The organism is Pararhizobium sp. LjRoot238, from assembly GCF_964252955.1.
In the GTDB taxonomy this organism is placed as follows: Bacteria; Pseudomonadota; Alphaproteobacteria; order Rhizobiales; family Rhizobiaceae; genus Pararhizobium.
Window position 1 is genome coordinate 2,273,575 of the sequence record NZ_CAXUPP020000001.1, and the last position, 16,969, is coordinate 2,290,543.

Here is a 16,969-nt window from a genome sequence, read left to right on the forward strand (position 1 = left end):
GCTCCCGTTTATCGAACCAGCCAGCCGCCATCTACCGGCAGAATGGTTCCCGTCACATAGCTAGAGGCCGGTGCGGCGAAAAACAGGACCGACGTGGCGAGATCGTCCGGTGTGCCCCAGCGTCCCATCGGTATGCGTGCGGAAATCTGCGCATTGCGCTCGGGGTCGCTGCGCAGCGCCTCGGTATTGTCGGTTGCCATATAGCCGGGGGCGATGGCGTTGACCGTGATGCCGTGCGGCGCAAGTTCGTTTGCCATCGCCTTTGTCAGCCCGGCAATGCCGTGCTTGGACGCCGAATAGGCGGGCACGCGGACGCCGCCCTGGAAGGTCAGCATGGAGGCGATGTTGACGATACGCCCCTGCCGTTTCGTCTCGACCATATGACGGGCGGCGGCCTGCGACAGCAGAAAGGCCGCCTTCAGATTGACGTCGATGACATCGTCCCAATCGTTCTCGGAGTATTCGAGCAGGTCGGCGCGGCGGATGATGCCCGCATTGTTGATAAGAATGTCGATGCCGCCGAAAGCCGCGGCGGCTTCAGCGACAACCACCTTCGCGTCGAACGTCTTTGAGAGATCGACCTCCAGTGCGTGAAAGCGGCGGCCGGTTTGCCGGACGCGTTCGGCGGTCTCCGGCATGGGAGAAGAGCCGAGTGCCACGATGTCGGCTCCGGCTCCGGCGAGCGCCAATGCCATTCCCTGGCCGAGGCCCGTCCTTGCCCCGGTGACCAGGGCGACTTTTCCAGAAAGGTCAAACAGCATGGTCAAGACGCAGGCCCTTTTCGTTGAACAGATGGAGCGGTGCGGCCGCGAGCGACAGGCGAAGCTCGGTCCCGGGTGTCAGATTGTGCTGGCCAGGTGCGACCACCAGAACCTTCTGGCCGGCGACGTCGGCGTGGATGACGGTTTCGGAGCCGAGCGCTTCGACAAGTTTGATGCTGGCCGGAATGCCGGCCGCGTCGCTTCCGACCGCAATATGCTGGGGGCGGACTCCAACCGTGATCCGCGCGCCCTGGCCAACATTGGCGCCGTTGACCGCAAACTCGATCCGCTGACCTCCGGGCAAGGCTGCGATCGCCTTGCCGGACTGCACGGATTCAACCGTTCCCTCGAGGAAATTCATGTGCGGCGAGCCGATGAAGCCGGCAACGAAGCGGTTTGCCGGCGAATTGTAGAGTTCGAGCGGCGTGCCGATCTGCTCGATCCGGCCGGCGCGCAGCACGACGATGCGGTCTGCCAGCGTCATCGCTTCGATCTGGTCGTGCGTGACATAGATCATCGTTGCCGAAAGCCGGGCATGAAGTGCCGCAAGCTCGGCGCGCGTCGAGCCGCGCAGTTCGGCGTCGAGGTTGGAGAGCGGCTCGTCGAGCAGGAACGCGACCGGCCGGCGCACGATGGCGCGGCCGATCGCGACACGCTGGCGCTGGCCGCCAGAGAGCTGGCCCGGCCGCCGGTCGAGATAGGCCTCGATCTCCAGCATGCGCGCGGCCTCGGTGATGCGCTCCGTAATTTCCGGCTTCGGCATCTTGGTGTTTTCAAGGCCGAAGGCGAGGTTCTGGCGCACGCTCATATGCGGATAGAGCGCGTAGGATTGAAACACCATGGCAAGGCCGCGGTCGGCGGCCGGGATAGTGTTGACCACCTTGCCGTCGATCGCGAGTTCGCCGCCCGTCGGCTTTTCGAGCCCGGCGATGATGCGAAGCAGTGTCGACTTGCCGCAACCGGAGGGGCCGACGAAGACGACGAATTCGCCGTCGGCGATCTCCAGATTGATGCCGTGGATAACGTCGATCGCCCCGAAGGATTTCGTCACATTGGTGAGCTTGATATGACCCATGACGGCCTCCTCTATTTCAGTCCGGTGCCGGCAATGCCGGTGGTGATGAAGCGCTGCAGAAAGATGAAGACCAGGACGACCGGGATCATCGTCACGACCGTCATTGCCAGGATGAAATGCCACTGCACGTTCAGCTCGCCGGAATAGATGCTCAGGCCCACCTGAAGCGTGTAGAGCTCCTTGCGCGAGAGCACGATCAGCGGCCAGAGGAAGTCGTTCCAGCGCCAGACGACGGAGAAGATCGCCAGCACCGCAAGTGCGGGTGCGGTGAGCGGCAGGATGATGCGCCAATAGATCTGCCATTCCGACGCCTTGTCCATGCGGGCCGCGTCGATCAGCTCGTCGGGAATGGTCAGCATGTACTGGCGCAGGATGAACACGCCCGTCGGCGTCGCCACCGTCGGTAATATGACGCCCCAGAGATTGTTGAACAGCCCAAGCGCCGAGACAATCGAATAGAGCGGCACCATGATGACCGACAGGGGCACCATCAGCGTCGCAAGGATCAGCAGCATGGCGAAAGTCCGGCCTCGGAATTCGTACTTGCTGAGCGCGAAAGCGGCCATGGAATTGACGACGAGGGTGATCAGCGTCGCCGTCACCGTCACGAAGACGGAGTTCCACAGATAGCGGACGAAATCGAAATGGGTGAAGGGTTCGGTGTAGTTCCCCGTGGCGAAGGACATCTGCCGGACGGGCGTGCGCTCAGCGATGTTGACCTTGATGATCTCGCCCGGCTTTTGCGGATCGATCATCTGGCTGACGATGCCGATGCGCCGGACTTCGGCGAGGGTTGCCTTGCTGCCGTCGGGCAGCGTGACGTCGTAGAGGTCGAGCGGCTTGTCATAGCCTTCGACCGTCACCTTCTGGGTCACGTAGGGCAGGATGCTCGGCGGGAATTCCGCGAGTGCCGCCGGCGATTTGAAGGACGAACCGACGAGCCAGACGGCCGGGCCGAACATGATGAACAGGCCGCCGACGAGCCAGACCCAGGTGACGATATCCGTCCAGTGCCAGCCCCTGCCGCCCTTGCGGCGAAGGAGAAATTCCGCGACCCGGCTCATTTGCGGGCTCCCTTCTTTTCGCTGGACCGGCTGAGGCCGAGCTGCAGCAGCGTCAGGACGACGAGCACAACGCCCATGAGGATCGAGGCGGCCGCGGCAAGCCCGGGATTGCGCAACTGCGTGGCAAAGCCGGTTTCGTAGATATACTGGGTGAGGTAGAGCGTGCTGGTGCCTGGTCCGCCGCCCGTCAAGACGTAGACTTCATCGAAGATCTGCACTGCCTTGATAAGGACAAGGACGACCACGACGAGCAGGTTGGGCGCAAGAAGCGGCATGGTGATGCGCAGGAACGCCCGAGTCGGCCGCGTTCCATCCATTTCGGCCGCCTCGTAAAGGTCCTTCGGGATCGCCTGCAGGCCGGCGAGCAGGATCAGCGTATAGAACCCCATATGTGCCCAGATCGACACGCCGACGGTGGCGGCAAAGGCCCAGTTGCGGTCGTTCAGCCAGGTATAGGGCTCGAAGCCGAAGCCGTAGAGGCTGAAGTTCAGGAGGCCCTGGCGCTGCAGGATCCACTTCCAGATGAGGCCGACGACCACCGGCGACAGCAGCACGGGGAAGAAGAACACCGCGCGCCAGAAGCTGCGGGCCGTTAGCTCGCGGTTGAGGATCAAGGCCGTAATCAGCGAGACGATGATCATCAGCGTGACCTGCAGGATGACGAACCAGCCGGTATTGCCGACGGCTGTCCAGAACGTGTCTTCGGCGCAGCTGTTCGGATTGAGGTAGTTGGTGCAGTCGAACAGCCGGGCATACTGATCGCCGCCGACGAAGCTGCGGTCCGGCAGGAAGAGAGCGGTGCCGCCGGTCATCGAATAGGCGAAGTTGATGAAGAAGGGCAAAAGCACGAAGATGCCGAAGATCAGCATATTGGGCATGAGGAAGAAGGCCGCCATGCCGCTGATCCCGGCGACCCTTTGAAGCCACCGCAGCGGCGCGTCGATCAGCCCCATTGCGAAGCGCACCGGAACCAGGGCGGCCTCGCCAATGCCTGAGCCGGTTTTTCCAGGAATATCTGCCTTCATAGCCCACCTCCCTGCGGCAGACGGAAAACTCTCGTTCCCGGCTGCTGTCGCAGTTTTGCAAATTGCCTCTCAAGACTTGCAGCTTGCAAGCGTTCGCGGCGGCTTCAGGCTCGTCCCGTAGCCGCCGCCCGCCTGTCTGGTTAGCGGCCCGAATCCTTGACCTTGGCCGCGATGTCCGCGTCGATACGCGTGAACGCTTCCTCGACCGGCATTTCGCCCGCAGCCGCCTGGCTTATGCGGGTCACGAGCGCCGCATAATAGGTGTCCGACCAGAACCAGCCGGGCAGTTTCTGCGCGACATCGGAGAGCGAGGACATGTCTTCGACGAAGACGTTCAGAGCGGCCTTTGCCTGTGCATCGTCGGTCTTGAAATCCAGGCCCTTTTCGATCACGCCCTTATGTGCGGGCAGGAACAGCGTGCGCTCGGAGAACTCCTTCACGATGTCCTCGCGCGCCAGGTACTCCATCACCTTGACGACGTCCTTCGGGTTCTTCGTGTACTTGACCGCGACGAGGCCCGCGCCGCCGGTCATGCCGGTGCAGTTTGTCGGACCGCAGGGGCTGCCGGTCGCCACCCAGTCGAAGTTCGAGCCGATCTTGGCCGAAAGGTTCGGCACCTGCCAGGAGCCCGAATAATAATAGGCAAGCTGGCCGTTGATGAAATCGTCGGCGCCGGCGCGGTAGGTCGAACCGGCGGCCGATACCCAGACGTCCTTGCTCATCGTACCGTCTGCAACCCAGCCGACGAACTTCGTGATGAACGCCTTGGCGCCTTCGTCGAGCGGCGCGGGTTTTCCGTCTGCTCCGATATAGTTCGAACCATAGGCCATGTTTGGCGCGGTGATGCGGTGGCCGGAGCGGTCGATCGCCATGGCAAACGGTATTTGCTGGCTTTCGGCAACCTGCTTGGCGGCCTTTGCCCAATCCTCCCAGGTTGCGCCTTTCCCCGGCAAGGCAACGCCTGCCTGGTCGAACAGCGTCTTGTTGGCAAAACCGCCGGTCAAGGTGATCTGGGTCATGAAGCCGGAGATCTGGTTGGAGCCGTCGGGGCGCATCCAGTCAAACTGGGCGCCGAAGTTCTTGTCCCAGTAGGCGGCGTCGGCGACCAGCGGACGAAGGTCGAGCCAGTGCTCGCTGAGCGCCTTCAGGTTGGTGACGCGGGCGATGTCCGGCCCGTCGCCGGCTTCAAGCTGCACCGGCAACTGCTCACGCACGACCGTGTAAGACACGTTGTCGAGAATGACGTTGATCTCGGGATTTTCCTTCATGAACCGATCGAGCAGGTCCTTCATGACCTCGCCCTCGACGCCGTCGGAATACCACATCACGCGGACGTCGCCGGCGAGTGCTGCCGTCGATGTCAAAAGTCCGACGGCAAATGCCGCCAGCATTGTTCTGGTCTTTCTCATAGTCTTCCTCCTCTTTGCGCGAGCCCTTCTCCCGCTCGCAGGTAAACGTCGCGCCGGCTACTCCCACCGGCGCTTCGCTGTTAGTTGGCGGCCAGCATGGTGACCTCACCGGCAACCGTGAAGTCCTTCGGTGAAACGGTGCGGCCCTCGGCGTCAGCCGATCCATCCGGGCGAAACGTCACCGTGCCATATTCCGGATCCTCGATGACGAGCGAGCCGTCTTCCTTTTCCTCGACCGCAAGCGCCCCGAACCGGGCCTCCATCGCCGCAACGTCCAGGGCCTCGCAGACCCGCACGATCCAGCGTGTCTTGCGGCCGTACTGGCGCAACTCGGCATTGGCGGACGGACCGTCCTTGACCATAACGAAGTCGGTGCTGCCGCGCAGCATCATCGCGCCACGCCCGCTGCGTGCCAGTGCGAGATTGCCCACGACGCTGCTTTCGTCGAATTCGCCAACCGGGAACCAAGCATGGGTGAAATCCGGCTGTTCGTCGAAGGTGGAAAAATCGAGCACGGCCAGCCCGCGATACTGGTGGGCGCGAGGGAGGGTGCCGCAGCCGCCCCAGAAGGAGGGCCGGCCGTACCCGAACTGAATCGTCTCGCCGGGATGGTTGATCCAGACGGCGGCTTCCGGGCGCTCTCCGAGCCGCAGATGCAGCAACGTCTCCTGGTAGCCCCATTCATTCCAGCGGTAATGGGCAGCGGAACCCATGGCGAAGTCGCGGCTCTTGTAGTGATAGAGCGCTGCGAACCTGTTCTCGCCCTGAGAAAACCGCCATTCCTGATGCTCGTCCGCCTGATGGCAGGCGACGGAGAGAAGGCTTTCCGGCACGGACAGCCCGTGATCGCGCAAGCAGACTGCAAGCTGCGGCAGGGCGTGAACGCGGCGGCCGTACCAGCCCGCGCCCCAAAGAAGGCGCGCAACACCTGAAAGCTCCAGCGAGCGGCCGGCGCAGAGCGTGTGTTCATAGGAACGGCCTTGCGCTGCCGTCACCATGCCGTGGTGCGCCGAGCGTGCGATCACTTCGCAGAGCCGGACGATGCCCTTCTTTGCCCGGCCGGCGATATCGGCATCGGGAGACAGGGCGGCGAGCGCGGTCAGGCCCTTGAGGTCGATCGGGAAATAGGGCGCAGAATTGAATTCCGCCATTTCCCAGGCCTCGAAATGATCGAGCCATGCCCGTACCCGGGCGGCGCCGATGGCGCTCTGCTCGGCGCCCGTGCGGCCGGAGCGAACAAAGGTCTTGTCGGCCAGAAGATGCCCGGCGAGATAGGCCGAGGCATGGAACAGCAGGGCGTGGTTTTCGGAGAAATACCACTGTACGTCGTTGCCGGGCTCATCCATCCAGTAGCGGAAACCAAGGATCGCCTGGTCGATGCGGTTGCGCGTCGGCTCACCGATATCCTTGCCCCAGACGGTGCGCGACCAGATGAGCGGGACAAGCGAGAAGTCGGCACAATCGTGGCAATCCTCGATCGAAGGCAGGATTTCCTCGATCATCGCATCCGTGTCGCGGCCGGCCCGCCCGCTTGCCAGCCGCGCGAAGGCGCGCACCGTGTCGCGTTCGGAAAATTCGGAGATTTCGTCGAGCGTTTCCGTGATCCGGTCGACGAGCGCCACGGGCGCGGTTCCCTGGCGGTCGGCGTGGCAGATCTCTATGCCCAGCGATCGCGAGGCGACGAAGCCGCCTGCCTTCAGCGTGATGCGGAAATGGCGGAAATCGGCGGGCGCATTTTCGGACGGGCCGATCACCAGACGCGCGTCGCCTGCCTTGAGGACGAAATCGTAGTCGAAGCGTTCGGTCGACATGAAGTCGCCCTCGACCGCTACATTGACATCGACATCGACCGGCAAGGGTTCTGCGAGAAGCAGTGTGATGTCGCCGTCGAAATAGGCCGTCCTGTCGAAATGCATGCCTTCGAGCGCCGCCTCGATCGTCCCGGCGACCTTGCCTTCGATCGGCACCGGCACGGCGACGCTTGCCGCTGGGCCTTCCAGGTAGTCGAGCTGGAAGAAGTAGCGCGCATCGCGCTCGGCAAGATCATCGAAGAAGATGATGATCTCGTTCAGCCCGGCTTGCAGCTGAAGGTCGAATTCGGCCTTTGCCTCCAGGTTGCGGCTATAGGGCGACATCCAGCCGATCTCGGTGCTATCGTGCAGGAGAACCGCGCCGCCGCAGGTGCCGAGGCGAACTTTCGCCATGCCGGCCGTTTCAGCGGTGATGAAAGTACGCGCCCAGGTGGCGAGCCGCGTCGGGCGAAACCAGAAGCCGGACAGATCGAGCCGCGGCGAGCCGAAAGGCAGCCACCAGCGGGTGGCGTCGAAGGCACCCCGCATGTCCGGCCGTTTGCCGCGGTAGCGCTCGGCGAAGATCGTCCGGCATGGATATTCGTGCGGGATGAAGTTCTTGTGCTTGGTCAGGAAGAAGAACGGGTCCATCTCCCCCTTCATCGGGGCGTCCGGAACGTCAAAACGATCCTCGGCGATCGCTCCGAGCTGCCAGTAGCGGATGGCTTCGCCCGGCTTCAGGGCGCGGTTCATAAGGGATCTCATATCGTTCATTTCAGCTCTGCCAAGGCCACCGGGGCCACGTCGTTATATTCCTGGTTTTCTCCGGTCATGCCCCAGACGAAGGCATAGGGGCCGGTGCCGGCGCCCATATGGATCGACCAGGCGGGTGACAAGACGGCGTCGCCATCGGCGACGATGAGATGGCGTGTCTCTTCCGGGCGGCCCATCAGGTGAACGATGCGATCTTCCGCCGCCATGTCGAAATAGCAATAGGCCTCCATGCGCCGCTCGTGCAGATGCGGCGGCATGGTGTTCCAGACGCTGCCTTCGGCAAGGTCGGTGATGCCCATCAGGAGAAGGCAGGACGGCGTCACCTCCGGATGAATGTACATGGCGAGCCGTCGCTTGTTCGATCGGCGGCCGTCGCCCAGATCGATGGCCTTTGATTCCGCCTTTTTGATCAGCCGGTGGGAAATGTCGGCGCCGGCCGGCACGGAGTTCATGTAGAACCGGGCAGGGGTCTTTCCCGAGAGGCTCGCCATCGCAATCTCGCGCGCGCCGCGGCCGACATAGAGCACGTCGCGGTTCTCCAGCGTGAAGGAGCGGCCATCGACGGTCACCGTTCCCGTGCCGCCGAGATTGGCAATGCCCATTTCACGCGCAGACAGGAGATACGACGTGCCGATCTCGGCACCGGAACCGAAGGTCACGCTCTTGGAAACCGGCATCGCGCCGCCGAGAAGCAGGCGGTCGACATGCGTATAGGTGAAACTGGCGGCGTCCGGCACGAACAGGTCGGTCATCAGGAAGGCGCTACGGAGCTTTTCCGTGTCGTAGCCTTTGATATCTTCCGGTGCCGCGCCGTACAAAATCTTCATCGTCATGCTGTTTGTCCTTCTGTCCCGACGTGCTCCAGACCTTCGGAAAGACACAGGATGGCCAAAGCCTGGCCGTAGCCCGTCGGTTGAATAGGAATGTCCTTGTAGAACTGGAGGTCATGGCCCATGCGGGTGCCGTAGGAGACGTTGAGCACGGTCCCGGTCTCGTCGATGTTGTCCATCACCACCGCAAGAGCCTTCAGCCCCGCCGCACGCCAGGCAGGTGTGCCGAGCCCGAGGCGGTAGCCCTTGAGAAGGCCGTAGCCGATGCCGGCGGTGGCCGAAATCTCTTCATAGGACGTGGGATCGTCGAGCAATGTGCGCCACGCGCCGGAGGGAGCCTGAAGCGCAAGCAGCGCATCGACCTGCGCCACGAGAACGCCTTGCAGGAAGTCCTTTACCGGCTTGGCGATGTCAGCGAGATCGAAGAGATCAAGCAAACCGGCGGTGATCCAGGCATTGCCGCGCGCCCAGCGGGCCCTGGCGAAATTGTGCCGGCCGTCGAAGGTCCAGCCATGAAACCACAGGCCGGTATGCGTGTCGGCGAGGTAGCGGGCATGCACGAGGAATTGCCGCGATGCCTCGTCGATCAGTTCGCGCCGGCCGCTCGCCTGACCGTAGGACGCAAGGAACAGGGCGACCATATAGAGGGTGTCGTCCCAGAGTTCGTTGTCGTTGACCTTGTCGGAGACGTGATGCTCGAAGCCGCCCTCCGTCGTGCGGCCCATGTCCGACATCACGCGGTTTGCCCAGTCGTCGAGGATCGGCTGCCAGCGGGGATCGCGGGTCTTCGCCCATAGCACCGACAGGCCGAGCATCGGCGCGGTGGTGTTGACGTTGAGCTGCGGCAGGCCCGCCTCGATGCGCGCCTGGTACCACCCTTCGATGAGCTGGCGCAGGTCGTCGCGGCCGGTGAAAAGCCAGAGCTTGATCAGGCCATAGAGGCCGACGCCCTGTGGCCATTCCCAACTGTCGAAGCTGATGTAGTCGCCGGCGGTTCCGTCGAGATTCGGTTCGTGGAAGCGACCGTCGTGCTTCAGACCGGTCGTTCCGGCGACAAGGCGATCGAGACCATCGCGAATATCGCGGCCATTCAGGGCCATGGCATTCCTCCCCACTCGTCCGCTCTTCGGCGGTTTCCATGGTCAAAATAAAGCCACGAGTTTTTTTCTTGCGCAATCTGAAAATTTTTCTCATGATTGCGGCAGGGAGATGCAAGATGACTGTAAAACCGTTGCCGGGCAAACGCGGAAAGAAGAGCAAGCGCGTCCGTCTGGAGGACATAGCCGAGGCCTGCGGGGTTTCGCTGAGCACCGCTTCGCGCGCGCTTGCGGGCGAAAAGGGCGTTCGCCCGGAAATCCGCCAGCAGGTTCTCGAAGCCGCGAAGATCGCCAACTATGTGATCCCCACTGCTGTTGCAGGGCAGAAGGTCATTCTCGCAGCCTCAAGCGCCGCCATGATCGACTACGTGCGCAACCAGTTCACGCTCTATGTCCTTGAAGGGTTGAAGGAGCGCGCGCAGGCGCTCGGGCTTGAGATCGTCACGCGTCCGATCGCCGACAGAGAAGAGGAACTGGCCGTTCTGAAGGAGGCGCTGGACGATCCTCAGGTCGCCGGCCTGCTTTTTCTCACCGTCGATGACGAGGGCATGCTGGCCGCCACGCGTGGTTTCGACAAGCCGGTCGTGCTTCTCAACGGCGACGATCCGTTCATGCGGCTTTCCAGTGTCACGCCTTGCAATCGCTCAAGCGCGCGGCTGGCCGCCGATCATCTGATCGATCTCGGCCATGAGCGTATCCTGTTCCTGATGCGGCCCGGCCGGCGCACCATCGAACGGCGTTACGAAGGCTGGAAGGACGCCCTGCTGCATCACGGGCTGCCTTGCGACGATGATCTTGTGGTTCCTGTCGAAGACTGGCTTCCGGAGCTTGCCGCCCAGGCAGTTGCGGCGCGGATCGCCGCCCGCGGCCTCGATTTTACCGCCGTTCTTGCAGCCGGCGACAGCCTTGCCGTCGGCGCGATGATGGGTGTCCAGCAGTCAGGGTTTTCCGTGCCCGGCGATGTCTCGGTGATGGGTATGGACGATCTTCCGCAGGCGGCCTTCCTCAGCCCGCCGCTGACGACCATGCATATTCCGATGCGTGAGATTGGTTCGGTGGCGCTCGACCTCTTGCGTGACAACCTCTCCAGTCTTCCGATGCCGCCGCGCCGCGTGGAACTCGCCTGCCATCTTGTCGAACGCTCGTCGACCGCGCCGGTCCGGCATATATCCGCTTAGTGTAGAGCGCGGTCGCTTTTATTGGGCTGCGCCGAAGAAGGCCATTCGCGTGAAAATCGTGTAATTCGATTCTGATACCATCATGGCGACGAAGACGAGCACGAGGAGCGGCGGCAGCAGGATGGCATAGACAAGCGCCAGCCGCTCCCAGGCCATATGCATGAAGACTGCGACGATCAGCCCCGCTTTCAGGATCATGAAAAGCAGAATCAGGGACCACCGCAGATACCCCTGAAGGCCGCCGTAGTCGACAAGATAGGAGCAGGCGCTGAGGATGAAAAGAAAGCCCCAGACGACGAGATAGAGCCGGATCGGATGCTGCTGATGCCGCTCCTGCACCTGCTCTTGGGCATGCATTGCAACTTGTGCCATCAGATCACCTCACCACAGATAGAAGAATGCGAAGATGAAAACCCAGACCAGATCGACGAAGTGCCAGTAGAGACCCATGATTTCGACGATCTCGTAATGGCCCTTGCGGCTGGTGAAGAAGCCCCGCCTTTCCGTGTCGAAATCGCCCCGCCAGACCTTGCGCGCAATAATGATGAGGAAGAGGACGCCGATCGAGACATGGGTGCCGTGAAATCCGGTGATCATGAAGAAGGACGAGCCGAATTGGGCAGCGCCCCACGGGTTCTCCCATGGGCGAACGCCCTCCGAAATCAGCTTCGACCATTCGAAGGCCTGCATTCCGACGAAGGACGCGCCAAGAACCGCAGTCAGCAGCATCAGGATCGCCGTCGTGCGGCGATCCCGGCGGTATCCGAAATTGACGGCCATCGCCATCGTACCGCTGCTTGAGATCAGGATGAAGGTCATGATGGCAATCAGGATCAGCGGGATTTCCTGTCCGCCGAGCGTGAGCGCGAAGACCTCGCTGGGGTTCGGCCAGGGGATGGGTGTCGACATGCGGGCCGTCATGTAGGCGAGCAGGAAGCAGCCGAAGATGAAGGTGTCGCTGAGCAGGAAGATCCACATCATGGCCTTGCCCCACGAGACGTTCTTGAAGGCTCGCTGGTCGGAGGACAGATCGGCTGCGATACCGCGCAAGCCCAAGGGGCGCTCGAGCGTCTCGCCGGTATGCACTTGCGTGGATTGCGCCATCGTCATCACTCCCTATGTGAGCAATTGCCGGCAAAGATCGGCGAAATCACTTGCCCAGCCGGCGAAGAGTGCGAACAGGATCAGCCAGACGGCGAGCATGAAGTGCCAGTAGACGGTACAGAGGTCCACGCTCAGGCGCAGGCTGCTTGATCCGGGGGCGCTCCAGGCCTTTGTCATCGTCCGGCCAAGCGCGATGAGCCCGCCGAGAATGTGGAGGCCATGCATGCCGGTGATCACGTAGAAGAAGCTGTTGGCGGGATTGTCGGCGAGCATATAGCCCGCCTCAGTCAGTTCCCGCCAGGCGAAGATTTGTCCGGTCAGAAAGAGGATCGCAGTCGCAAGGGCGGCGAGGAGGGCGGTCCGCATGGTGTCCCCGTGGCCGCGCTGCGCTTCGGTTTTCGCCCATTGCATCGCCGCGCTGCTGACGATCAGGGCGGCGGTGTTCAGCCAGAGCAGGCGGGGAATGGGCGTCGACCACCAGTCGGGCGTTCCGACACGCATCAGATAGGCGCTGATGAAGAGGCTGAAGAGAGCGCCGACGACCGCCAGAAACACATAGAGGCCGATTTTTGCCGGTGGGATCGGCGACCGTTCACCGCCTCCTGGCTGTCCAAGGTGCCCCACTTCGAGCCAAGGCCTGGATGTCAGGCGTTGCTGGGACATCCACCAGAGGATGATGGCGGCGATACCGGCGAGGAAGAGCAGCATGGCGCTCATGATGCGGTCTCCCGCGTCGGCGTACCGAGCCCGGGATGGTTCTGCGGAATGAAGTCTTCGGCCGCACCCGGCACGCTGTAGTCATAGGCCCAGCGGTAGACCACCGGCAGGTTCTTGCCCCAGTTGCCATGGGCGGGCGGGGTCTGCGGCGTCTGCCATTCGAGCGTCGTCGCCCGCCAGGGGTTGCCGCCGGCCTCTCTGCCCTTCTTCAGGCTCCAGACGAGGTTGAACAGGAAGAGGAGCTGGGCGGCGCCGACGGTGAGCGCCATGACGGAGATGAACGCATTCAGCGTGTGGGCGGATTCTGGAATGAAGGCCGTTTCGCCCAGTTCATGATAGCGGCGCGGTATGCCGAGCAATCCCAGATAGTGCATCGGAAAGAAGATCAGGTAGGCGCCGAGGAAGGTGATCCAGAAATGGATCTGGCCCATCGCCTCGTTCAGCATGCGCCCGGTGACCTTCGGATACCAGTGATAGATCGCCCCGAAAATGACCATGATCGGTGCGACGCCCATCACCATGTGGAAATGCGCGACGACGAACATCGTGTCGGACAGGGGCACGTCGACGACGACATTGCCGAGGAACAGGCCGGTCAGCCCGCCATTGACGAAGGTGACGATGAAGGCAAGCGCAAACAGCATCGGCAGCGTCAGGTGGATATCGCCGCGCCACAGCGTCAGCACCCAGTTGTAGACCTTGATCGCGGTCGGAACCGCAATGATCAGCGTCGTCGTGGCGAAGAAGAAGCCGAACTTCGGGTTCATGCCGCTGACATACATGTGATGCGCCCAGACGATGAAGCTCAGGGCCCCGATGATGACGATCGCCCACACCATCATGCGGTAGCCGAAGATGTTCTTTCTCGCATGGGTGCTGATCAGGTCGGACACGATGCCGAAGGCCGGGAGGGCGACGATGTAGACCTCTGGATGGCCGAAGAACCAGAACAGGTGCTGAAACAGGATCGGGCTGCCTCCCCCCTGTTTCAACTGCTCGCCCATCTCGACGATGGCGGGCATGAAGAAGCTGGTTCCGAGAAGCCGGTCGAACATCATCATGACGGCGGCGACGAAGAGGGCGGGAAAGGCAAGCAGCGCCATGATCGTCGCGGTGAAGATGCCCCAGATCGTCAGCGGCATGCGCATCAGCGTCATGCCGCGGGCGCGCGCCTGCAGCACGGTAACGACGTAGTTCAGCCCACCCATGGTGAAGCCGATGATGAACAGGATGAGCGACGACAGCATCAGGATGATGCCCCAGTCCTTGCCGCCCGGCGTTCCGGAAAGAATGGCCTGCGGCGGATAGAGCGTCCAGCCGGCGCCGGTCGGCCCGCCGGGAACGAAGAAGCCCGCAACCAGAACCAGCACGGCGAGTAGGTAGATCCAGTAGCTCAGCATGTTGGCATAGGGAAAGACCATGTCGCGGGCGCCGACCATCAGGGGGATGAGGTAGTTGCCGAAGCCGCCGAGAAACAGCGCGGTCAGAAGATAGATCACCATGATCATGCCGTGCATGGTAATGAACTGATAATAGTGGTCGGCGTCGATGAAATCGAACGTGCCTGGAAAGCCGAGTTGCAGGCGCATCAGCCAGGACAGCACCAGCGCGACCATGCCGATGGCGATCGCCGTCGTCGAATACTGGATGGCGATGATCTTGGCGTCCTGGCTGAAGACATATTTCGTCCACCAGCTCTTCGGATGATAGAGCTCGACGTCCTCCACTTCGGCCAGTGGGATGGCTTCGCTTGTGCCGGACCTGATATCGACCATCATTTCCCTCCGGTTCGTCTTTTTGCACGCCTCCTACTTGGAGGAGGACGTGCTGGATGCAATCGTCGTCTGTTCTTGCCGTGCCGCGAGGAGCTGGGTGAAGGTCTGCTGTTGTTCCAGCCATACCTGGTAGTCGGCCTCGTTATCGACCACCACCGTCCCGCGCATTTGAGGGTGACCGGTGCCGCAGAGTTCGGCGCAGAGGACTTCGAAGGTCCCGGTTCGTGTCGGCGTCAACCAGAAATAGGTCACCATGCCCGGCACCATGTCCATCTTCGCCCTGAATTCCGGCACGTAGAAATCATGCAGCACGTCGACCGAACGCAGCAGCATCTTGACGGGCTTGCCGACGGGCAGGTGCAGTTCGCCGCCTTCGATGATGAGGTCGTCGAGACCGTTCGGGTCATTGGGGTTCACGCCAAGCGCATTGCCGTCGCCGATAGCGCGGGTCTCGGATGTGCCGAGCTTGCCATTGGCGCCCGGCAGCCGGAAACTCCAGAGCCACTGCTGGCCGACGACCTCGACCTCCGTCGTTCCGGGGGGCACGGTGACGAACTGGTGCCAGACGAAAAGCCCGGGTGTCAGCATGGCGGCGACGCCGATGCTTGTCACCGAGGCGAGCCAGACTTCCAGTTTTTTGTTTTCCGGTTCATAGGCGGCGCGGTTTCCCGGGCGATGGCGGAAGCGAAAGACGCAATAGGCGACGAACAGCACCACCGCGACGAAGACGAAGCCGGTGATCCAGAACGTGATGATGATGGTATTGTCGATGTAATTCCAGTTGGACGCGATCGGCGTCCACCACCATGGGCTGAACAGATGGAACACCACGGATCCAACTGCCACGATAACGAGAATAAGCACTACAGCCATTTCCTGTCCCCTCCCTGCCTCGGACGGCTGTGGACATGAATGCGTAACCTGTAGAAAAATTGCCGGGTCAGTATGTCACGAACAATAAATTCAGGCAATTAGCAGCGCGCATAAGCCTGTTGAGTGCGCACAGATGTTTCTCATCAGGGGAATTGTTTGAGATAGGCGATCAAGTTGGTGATCTCGTCGTCCTTCTTCACCCCGGCGAAAGCCATTTTCGTGCCTTTCACCTTCGCCTTTGGATTGTGCAGATAGTCGCGCAGCGTTGTCTCATCCCAGACAAGCCCGCCTTCTCCGGCCTCCTTCATGCCCGACGAGTAGCTGAAATCCGGGTGCGTTCCGGCCGTCCTGCCGAACAGGCCCTTCAGCGAGGGGCCGACCTTGTTCTTGTCGCTGTCGACGATATGACAGGTGGCGCATTTCTTGAAAATGGTGGCCCCCGCCTCGGCGTCGCCTTCCTGGGCGAGGGCACCGATCGGAGAGAGTACGGCGGCGGATAGGCCAATCATCAGAATTCGGTTTCGCATTGCAATCCTCCTCCAGGTTGCCCGAAACACCAGCTTGCGCGTCATTCTTGCTGCCGCAGCCTGTTCCGGATCGCGCCGCTGGTTGCCGTTGCAGGGCGAAGGGCGGATGCGATCAGGAAAAAACTATCCTTCAGTCTTGATAAGTCAATTGGTTGGATTGGCCGGAGTTGCCGCGAGCATTGTTCGACACGCGAAGGAAACACGTGGTCAAGGTTTCGGCTGGTCCGTCGGCGCCAGCAGGCTCTCGGCGATGTGCGCCGCCTCCATGATATGGGCGCGGCAGGCGGCGGTTGCTGCGTCCGGATCGTTGCGTTCGATGGCGTTGAAGATCTCGCGCATTCTCGCCGGGCCCGATACGGTGCGGTTGGTCGTGGACAGGGTCATCACCCTGAGACGGGAAATGCGGCTGTTCAGCCGCTTGACGATATCCCAGGCGATTTCGTGGCCACCCGACAGAAAGATCGTTTCGTAGAATTCCGTCGTCGCGGCGAGAATCGTCAGGGCATCGTTCTTGCGGGAGTTGCGGTCGAGGTCCTCCAGCACCGCCTTCAGCTTTTCCTTTGTCGCCTTATCGGCGTTGCGGGCGCAATCGGCGACCGCCGTCGTTTCGAGCGCGATCCGGACATCATAGATCTGCCGCGCCTGATGCCAGTCGATGAGGGCGACGATCGGCCCCTGCTTGGGGGCCGTCTCGACGAGACCTTCCGTTTCCAGATGGCGCAGCACTTCGCGGATGACGGAGCGCGATACGCCGAGCTGGTCGCACAAGGTGCGCTCGACGAGCCTTTGTCCGGGGCTGAAAAGGCCGGCAATGATGGCGTTGCGCAGCCGTTCGAGCGCCATCTCCCTCAGGGTAACCGGCGGGGTGTCGATCCGGAGCGATTCCAGATTTCGGGCGGTTTCGGCGGTCGGAGCAAAAAGCTTCTGGTTCATGGCTCTCTCATAGACGCTGAAATGATTCCGAACAAGG

Annotated in this window: 16 protein-coding genes; 1 reads left to right on the forward strand and 15 read right to left on the reverse strand. The window is 62.0% G+C overall.

Translation table 11 applies throughout. The annotated features are described in order from the left end of the window. Positions 1-8: 8 nt before the first annotated feature. The 8 genes from kduD to bglB form a co-directional block, all read right to left on the reverse strand. Positions 9-761, reverse strand: coding sequence for a 2-dehydro-3-deoxy-D-gluconate 5-dehydrogenase KduD (gene kduD, locus ACSQ3F_RS11095; protein ID WP_436102112.1), 753 nt, complete (start codon positions 759-761; stop codon positions 9-11). Then, positions 751-1,836, reverse strand: coding sequence for an ABC transporter ATP-binding protein (locus tag ACSQ3F_RS11100; protein WP_436100256.1), 1,086 nt, complete (start codon positions 1,834-1,836; stop codon positions 751-753). The genes kduD and ACSQ3F_RS11100 overlap by 11 nt, the downstream gene beginning before the upstream one ends. An 11-nt stretch (positions 1,837-1,847) precedes the next feature. After that, entirely contained in the window at positions 1,848-2,900 is a 1,053-nt protein-coding gene (locus ACSQ3F_RS11105) for a carbohydrate ABC transporter permease (RefSeq protein ID WP_436100257.1), read from the reverse strand. Further along, complete coding sequence (locus ACSQ3F_RS11110) at positions 2,897-3,925, reverse strand: carbohydrate ABC transporter permease (protein WP_436100258.1); 1,029 nt, start codon at positions 3,923-3,925, stop codon at positions 2,897-2,899. The genes ACSQ3F_RS11105 and ACSQ3F_RS11110 overlap by 4 nt, the downstream gene beginning before the upstream one ends. Before the next feature lie 140 nt (positions 3,926-4,065). Then, on the reverse strand, positions 4,066-5,334 hold the full coding sequence (locus tag ACSQ3F_RS11115; protein ID WP_436100259.1) for an ABC transporter substrate-binding protein: 1,269 nt from the start codon (positions 5,332-5,334) through the stop codon (positions 4,066-4,068). An 80-nt stretch (positions 5,335-5,414) separates the two neighbouring features. Then, positions 5,415-7,898 carry a hypothetical protein gene (locus ACSQ3F_RS11120; protein ID WP_436100260.1) on the reverse strand — a complete coding sequence of 828 codons (2,484 nt, stop codon included), beginning with the start codon at positions 7,896-7,898 and terminating at the stop codon, positions 5,415-5,417. Further along, on the reverse strand, positions 7,895-8,731 hold the full coding sequence (kduI, locus tag ACSQ3F_RS11125; RefSeq protein WP_436100261.1) for a 5-dehydro-4-deoxy-D-glucuronate isomerase: 837 nt from the start codon (positions 8,729-8,731) through the stop codon (positions 7,895-7,897). The genes ACSQ3F_RS11120 and kduI overlap by 4 nt, the downstream gene beginning before the upstream one ends. Next, positions 8,728-9,828, reverse strand: coding sequence for a beta-galactosidase BglB (gene bglB, locus ACSQ3F_RS11130; RefSeq protein WP_436100262.1), 1,101 nt, complete (start codon positions 9,826-9,828; stop codon positions 8,728-8,730). Before bglB ends, kduI begins: the two co-directional genes overlap by 4 nt. A gap of 116 nt (positions 9,829-9,944) precedes the next feature. On the opposite strand from bglB, the gene ACSQ3F_RS11135 reads away from it, so the two are divergent. Continuing rightward, positions 9,945-11,003 (forward strand): LacI family DNA-binding transcriptional regulator, encoded by a 1,059-nt coding sequence (locus tag ACSQ3F_RS11135; RefSeq protein ID WP_436100263.1) that lies wholly within the window; start codon positions 9,945-9,947, stop codon positions 11,001-11,003. Positions 11,004-11,021: 18 nt separating this feature from the next. Here ACSQ3F_RS11135 and ACSQ3F_RS11140 read toward each other — a convergent pair whose 3' ends face one another. The 7 genes from ACSQ3F_RS11140 to ACSQ3F_RS11170 all read right to left on the reverse strand — a co-directional run bounded on the left by ACSQ3F_RS11140 (position 11,022) and on the right by ACSQ3F_RS11170 (position 16,932). Continuing rightward, positions 11,022-11,375, reverse strand: a complete 354-nt coding sequence (locus ACSQ3F_RS11140) for a cytochrome C oxidase subunit IV family protein (RefSeq protein WP_436100264.1) — start codon at positions 11,373-11,375, stop codon at positions 11,022-11,024. Between the two features lie 9 nt (positions 11,376-11,384). Continuing rightward, a complete protein-coding gene (locus ACSQ3F_RS11145) occupies positions 11,385-12,107 on the reverse strand; it encodes a heme-copper oxidase subunit III family protein (RefSeq protein WP_436100265.1) in 723 nt (240 codons plus the stop codon). Positions 12,108-12,119: 12 nt separating this feature from the next. Beyond that, the gene (locus ACSQ3F_RS11150; RefSeq protein ID WP_436100266.1) at positions 12,120-12,824 is read right to left on the reverse strand and encodes a cytochrome c oxidase subunit 3; all 705 of its coding nucleotides are present in this window, start codon (positions 12,822-12,824) and stop codon (positions 12,120-12,122) included. Continuing rightward, positions 12,821-14,599 carry a cytochrome c oxidase subunit I gene (gene ctaD / locus ACSQ3F_RS11155; protein WP_436100267.1) on the reverse strand — a complete coding sequence of 593 codons (1,779 nt, stop codon included), beginning with the start codon at positions 14,597-14,599 and terminating at the stop codon, positions 12,821-12,823. The genes ACSQ3F_RS11150 and ctaD overlap by 4 nt, the downstream gene beginning before the upstream one ends. A gap of 33 nt (positions 14,600-14,632) precedes the next feature. Further along, complete coding sequence (locus ACSQ3F_RS11160) at positions 14,633-15,472, reverse strand: cytochrome c oxidase subunit II (protein ID WP_436100268.1); 840 nt, start codon at positions 15,470-15,472, stop codon at positions 14,633-14,635. Between the two features lie 143 nt (positions 15,473-15,615). Further along, a complete protein-coding gene (locus tag ACSQ3F_RS11165; RefSeq protein ID WP_436100269.1) occupies positions 15,616-15,999 on the reverse strand; it encodes a c-type cytochrome in 384 nt (127 codons plus the stop codon). A gap of 207 nt (positions 16,000-16,206) precedes the next feature. After that, the gene (locus ACSQ3F_RS11170) at positions 16,207-16,932 is read right to left on the reverse strand and encodes a GntR family transcriptional regulator (RefSeq protein WP_436100270.1); all 726 of its coding nucleotides are present in this window, start codon (positions 16,930-16,932) and stop codon (positions 16,207-16,209) included. Between the last annotated feature and the right edge of the window lie 37 nt (positions 16,933-16,969).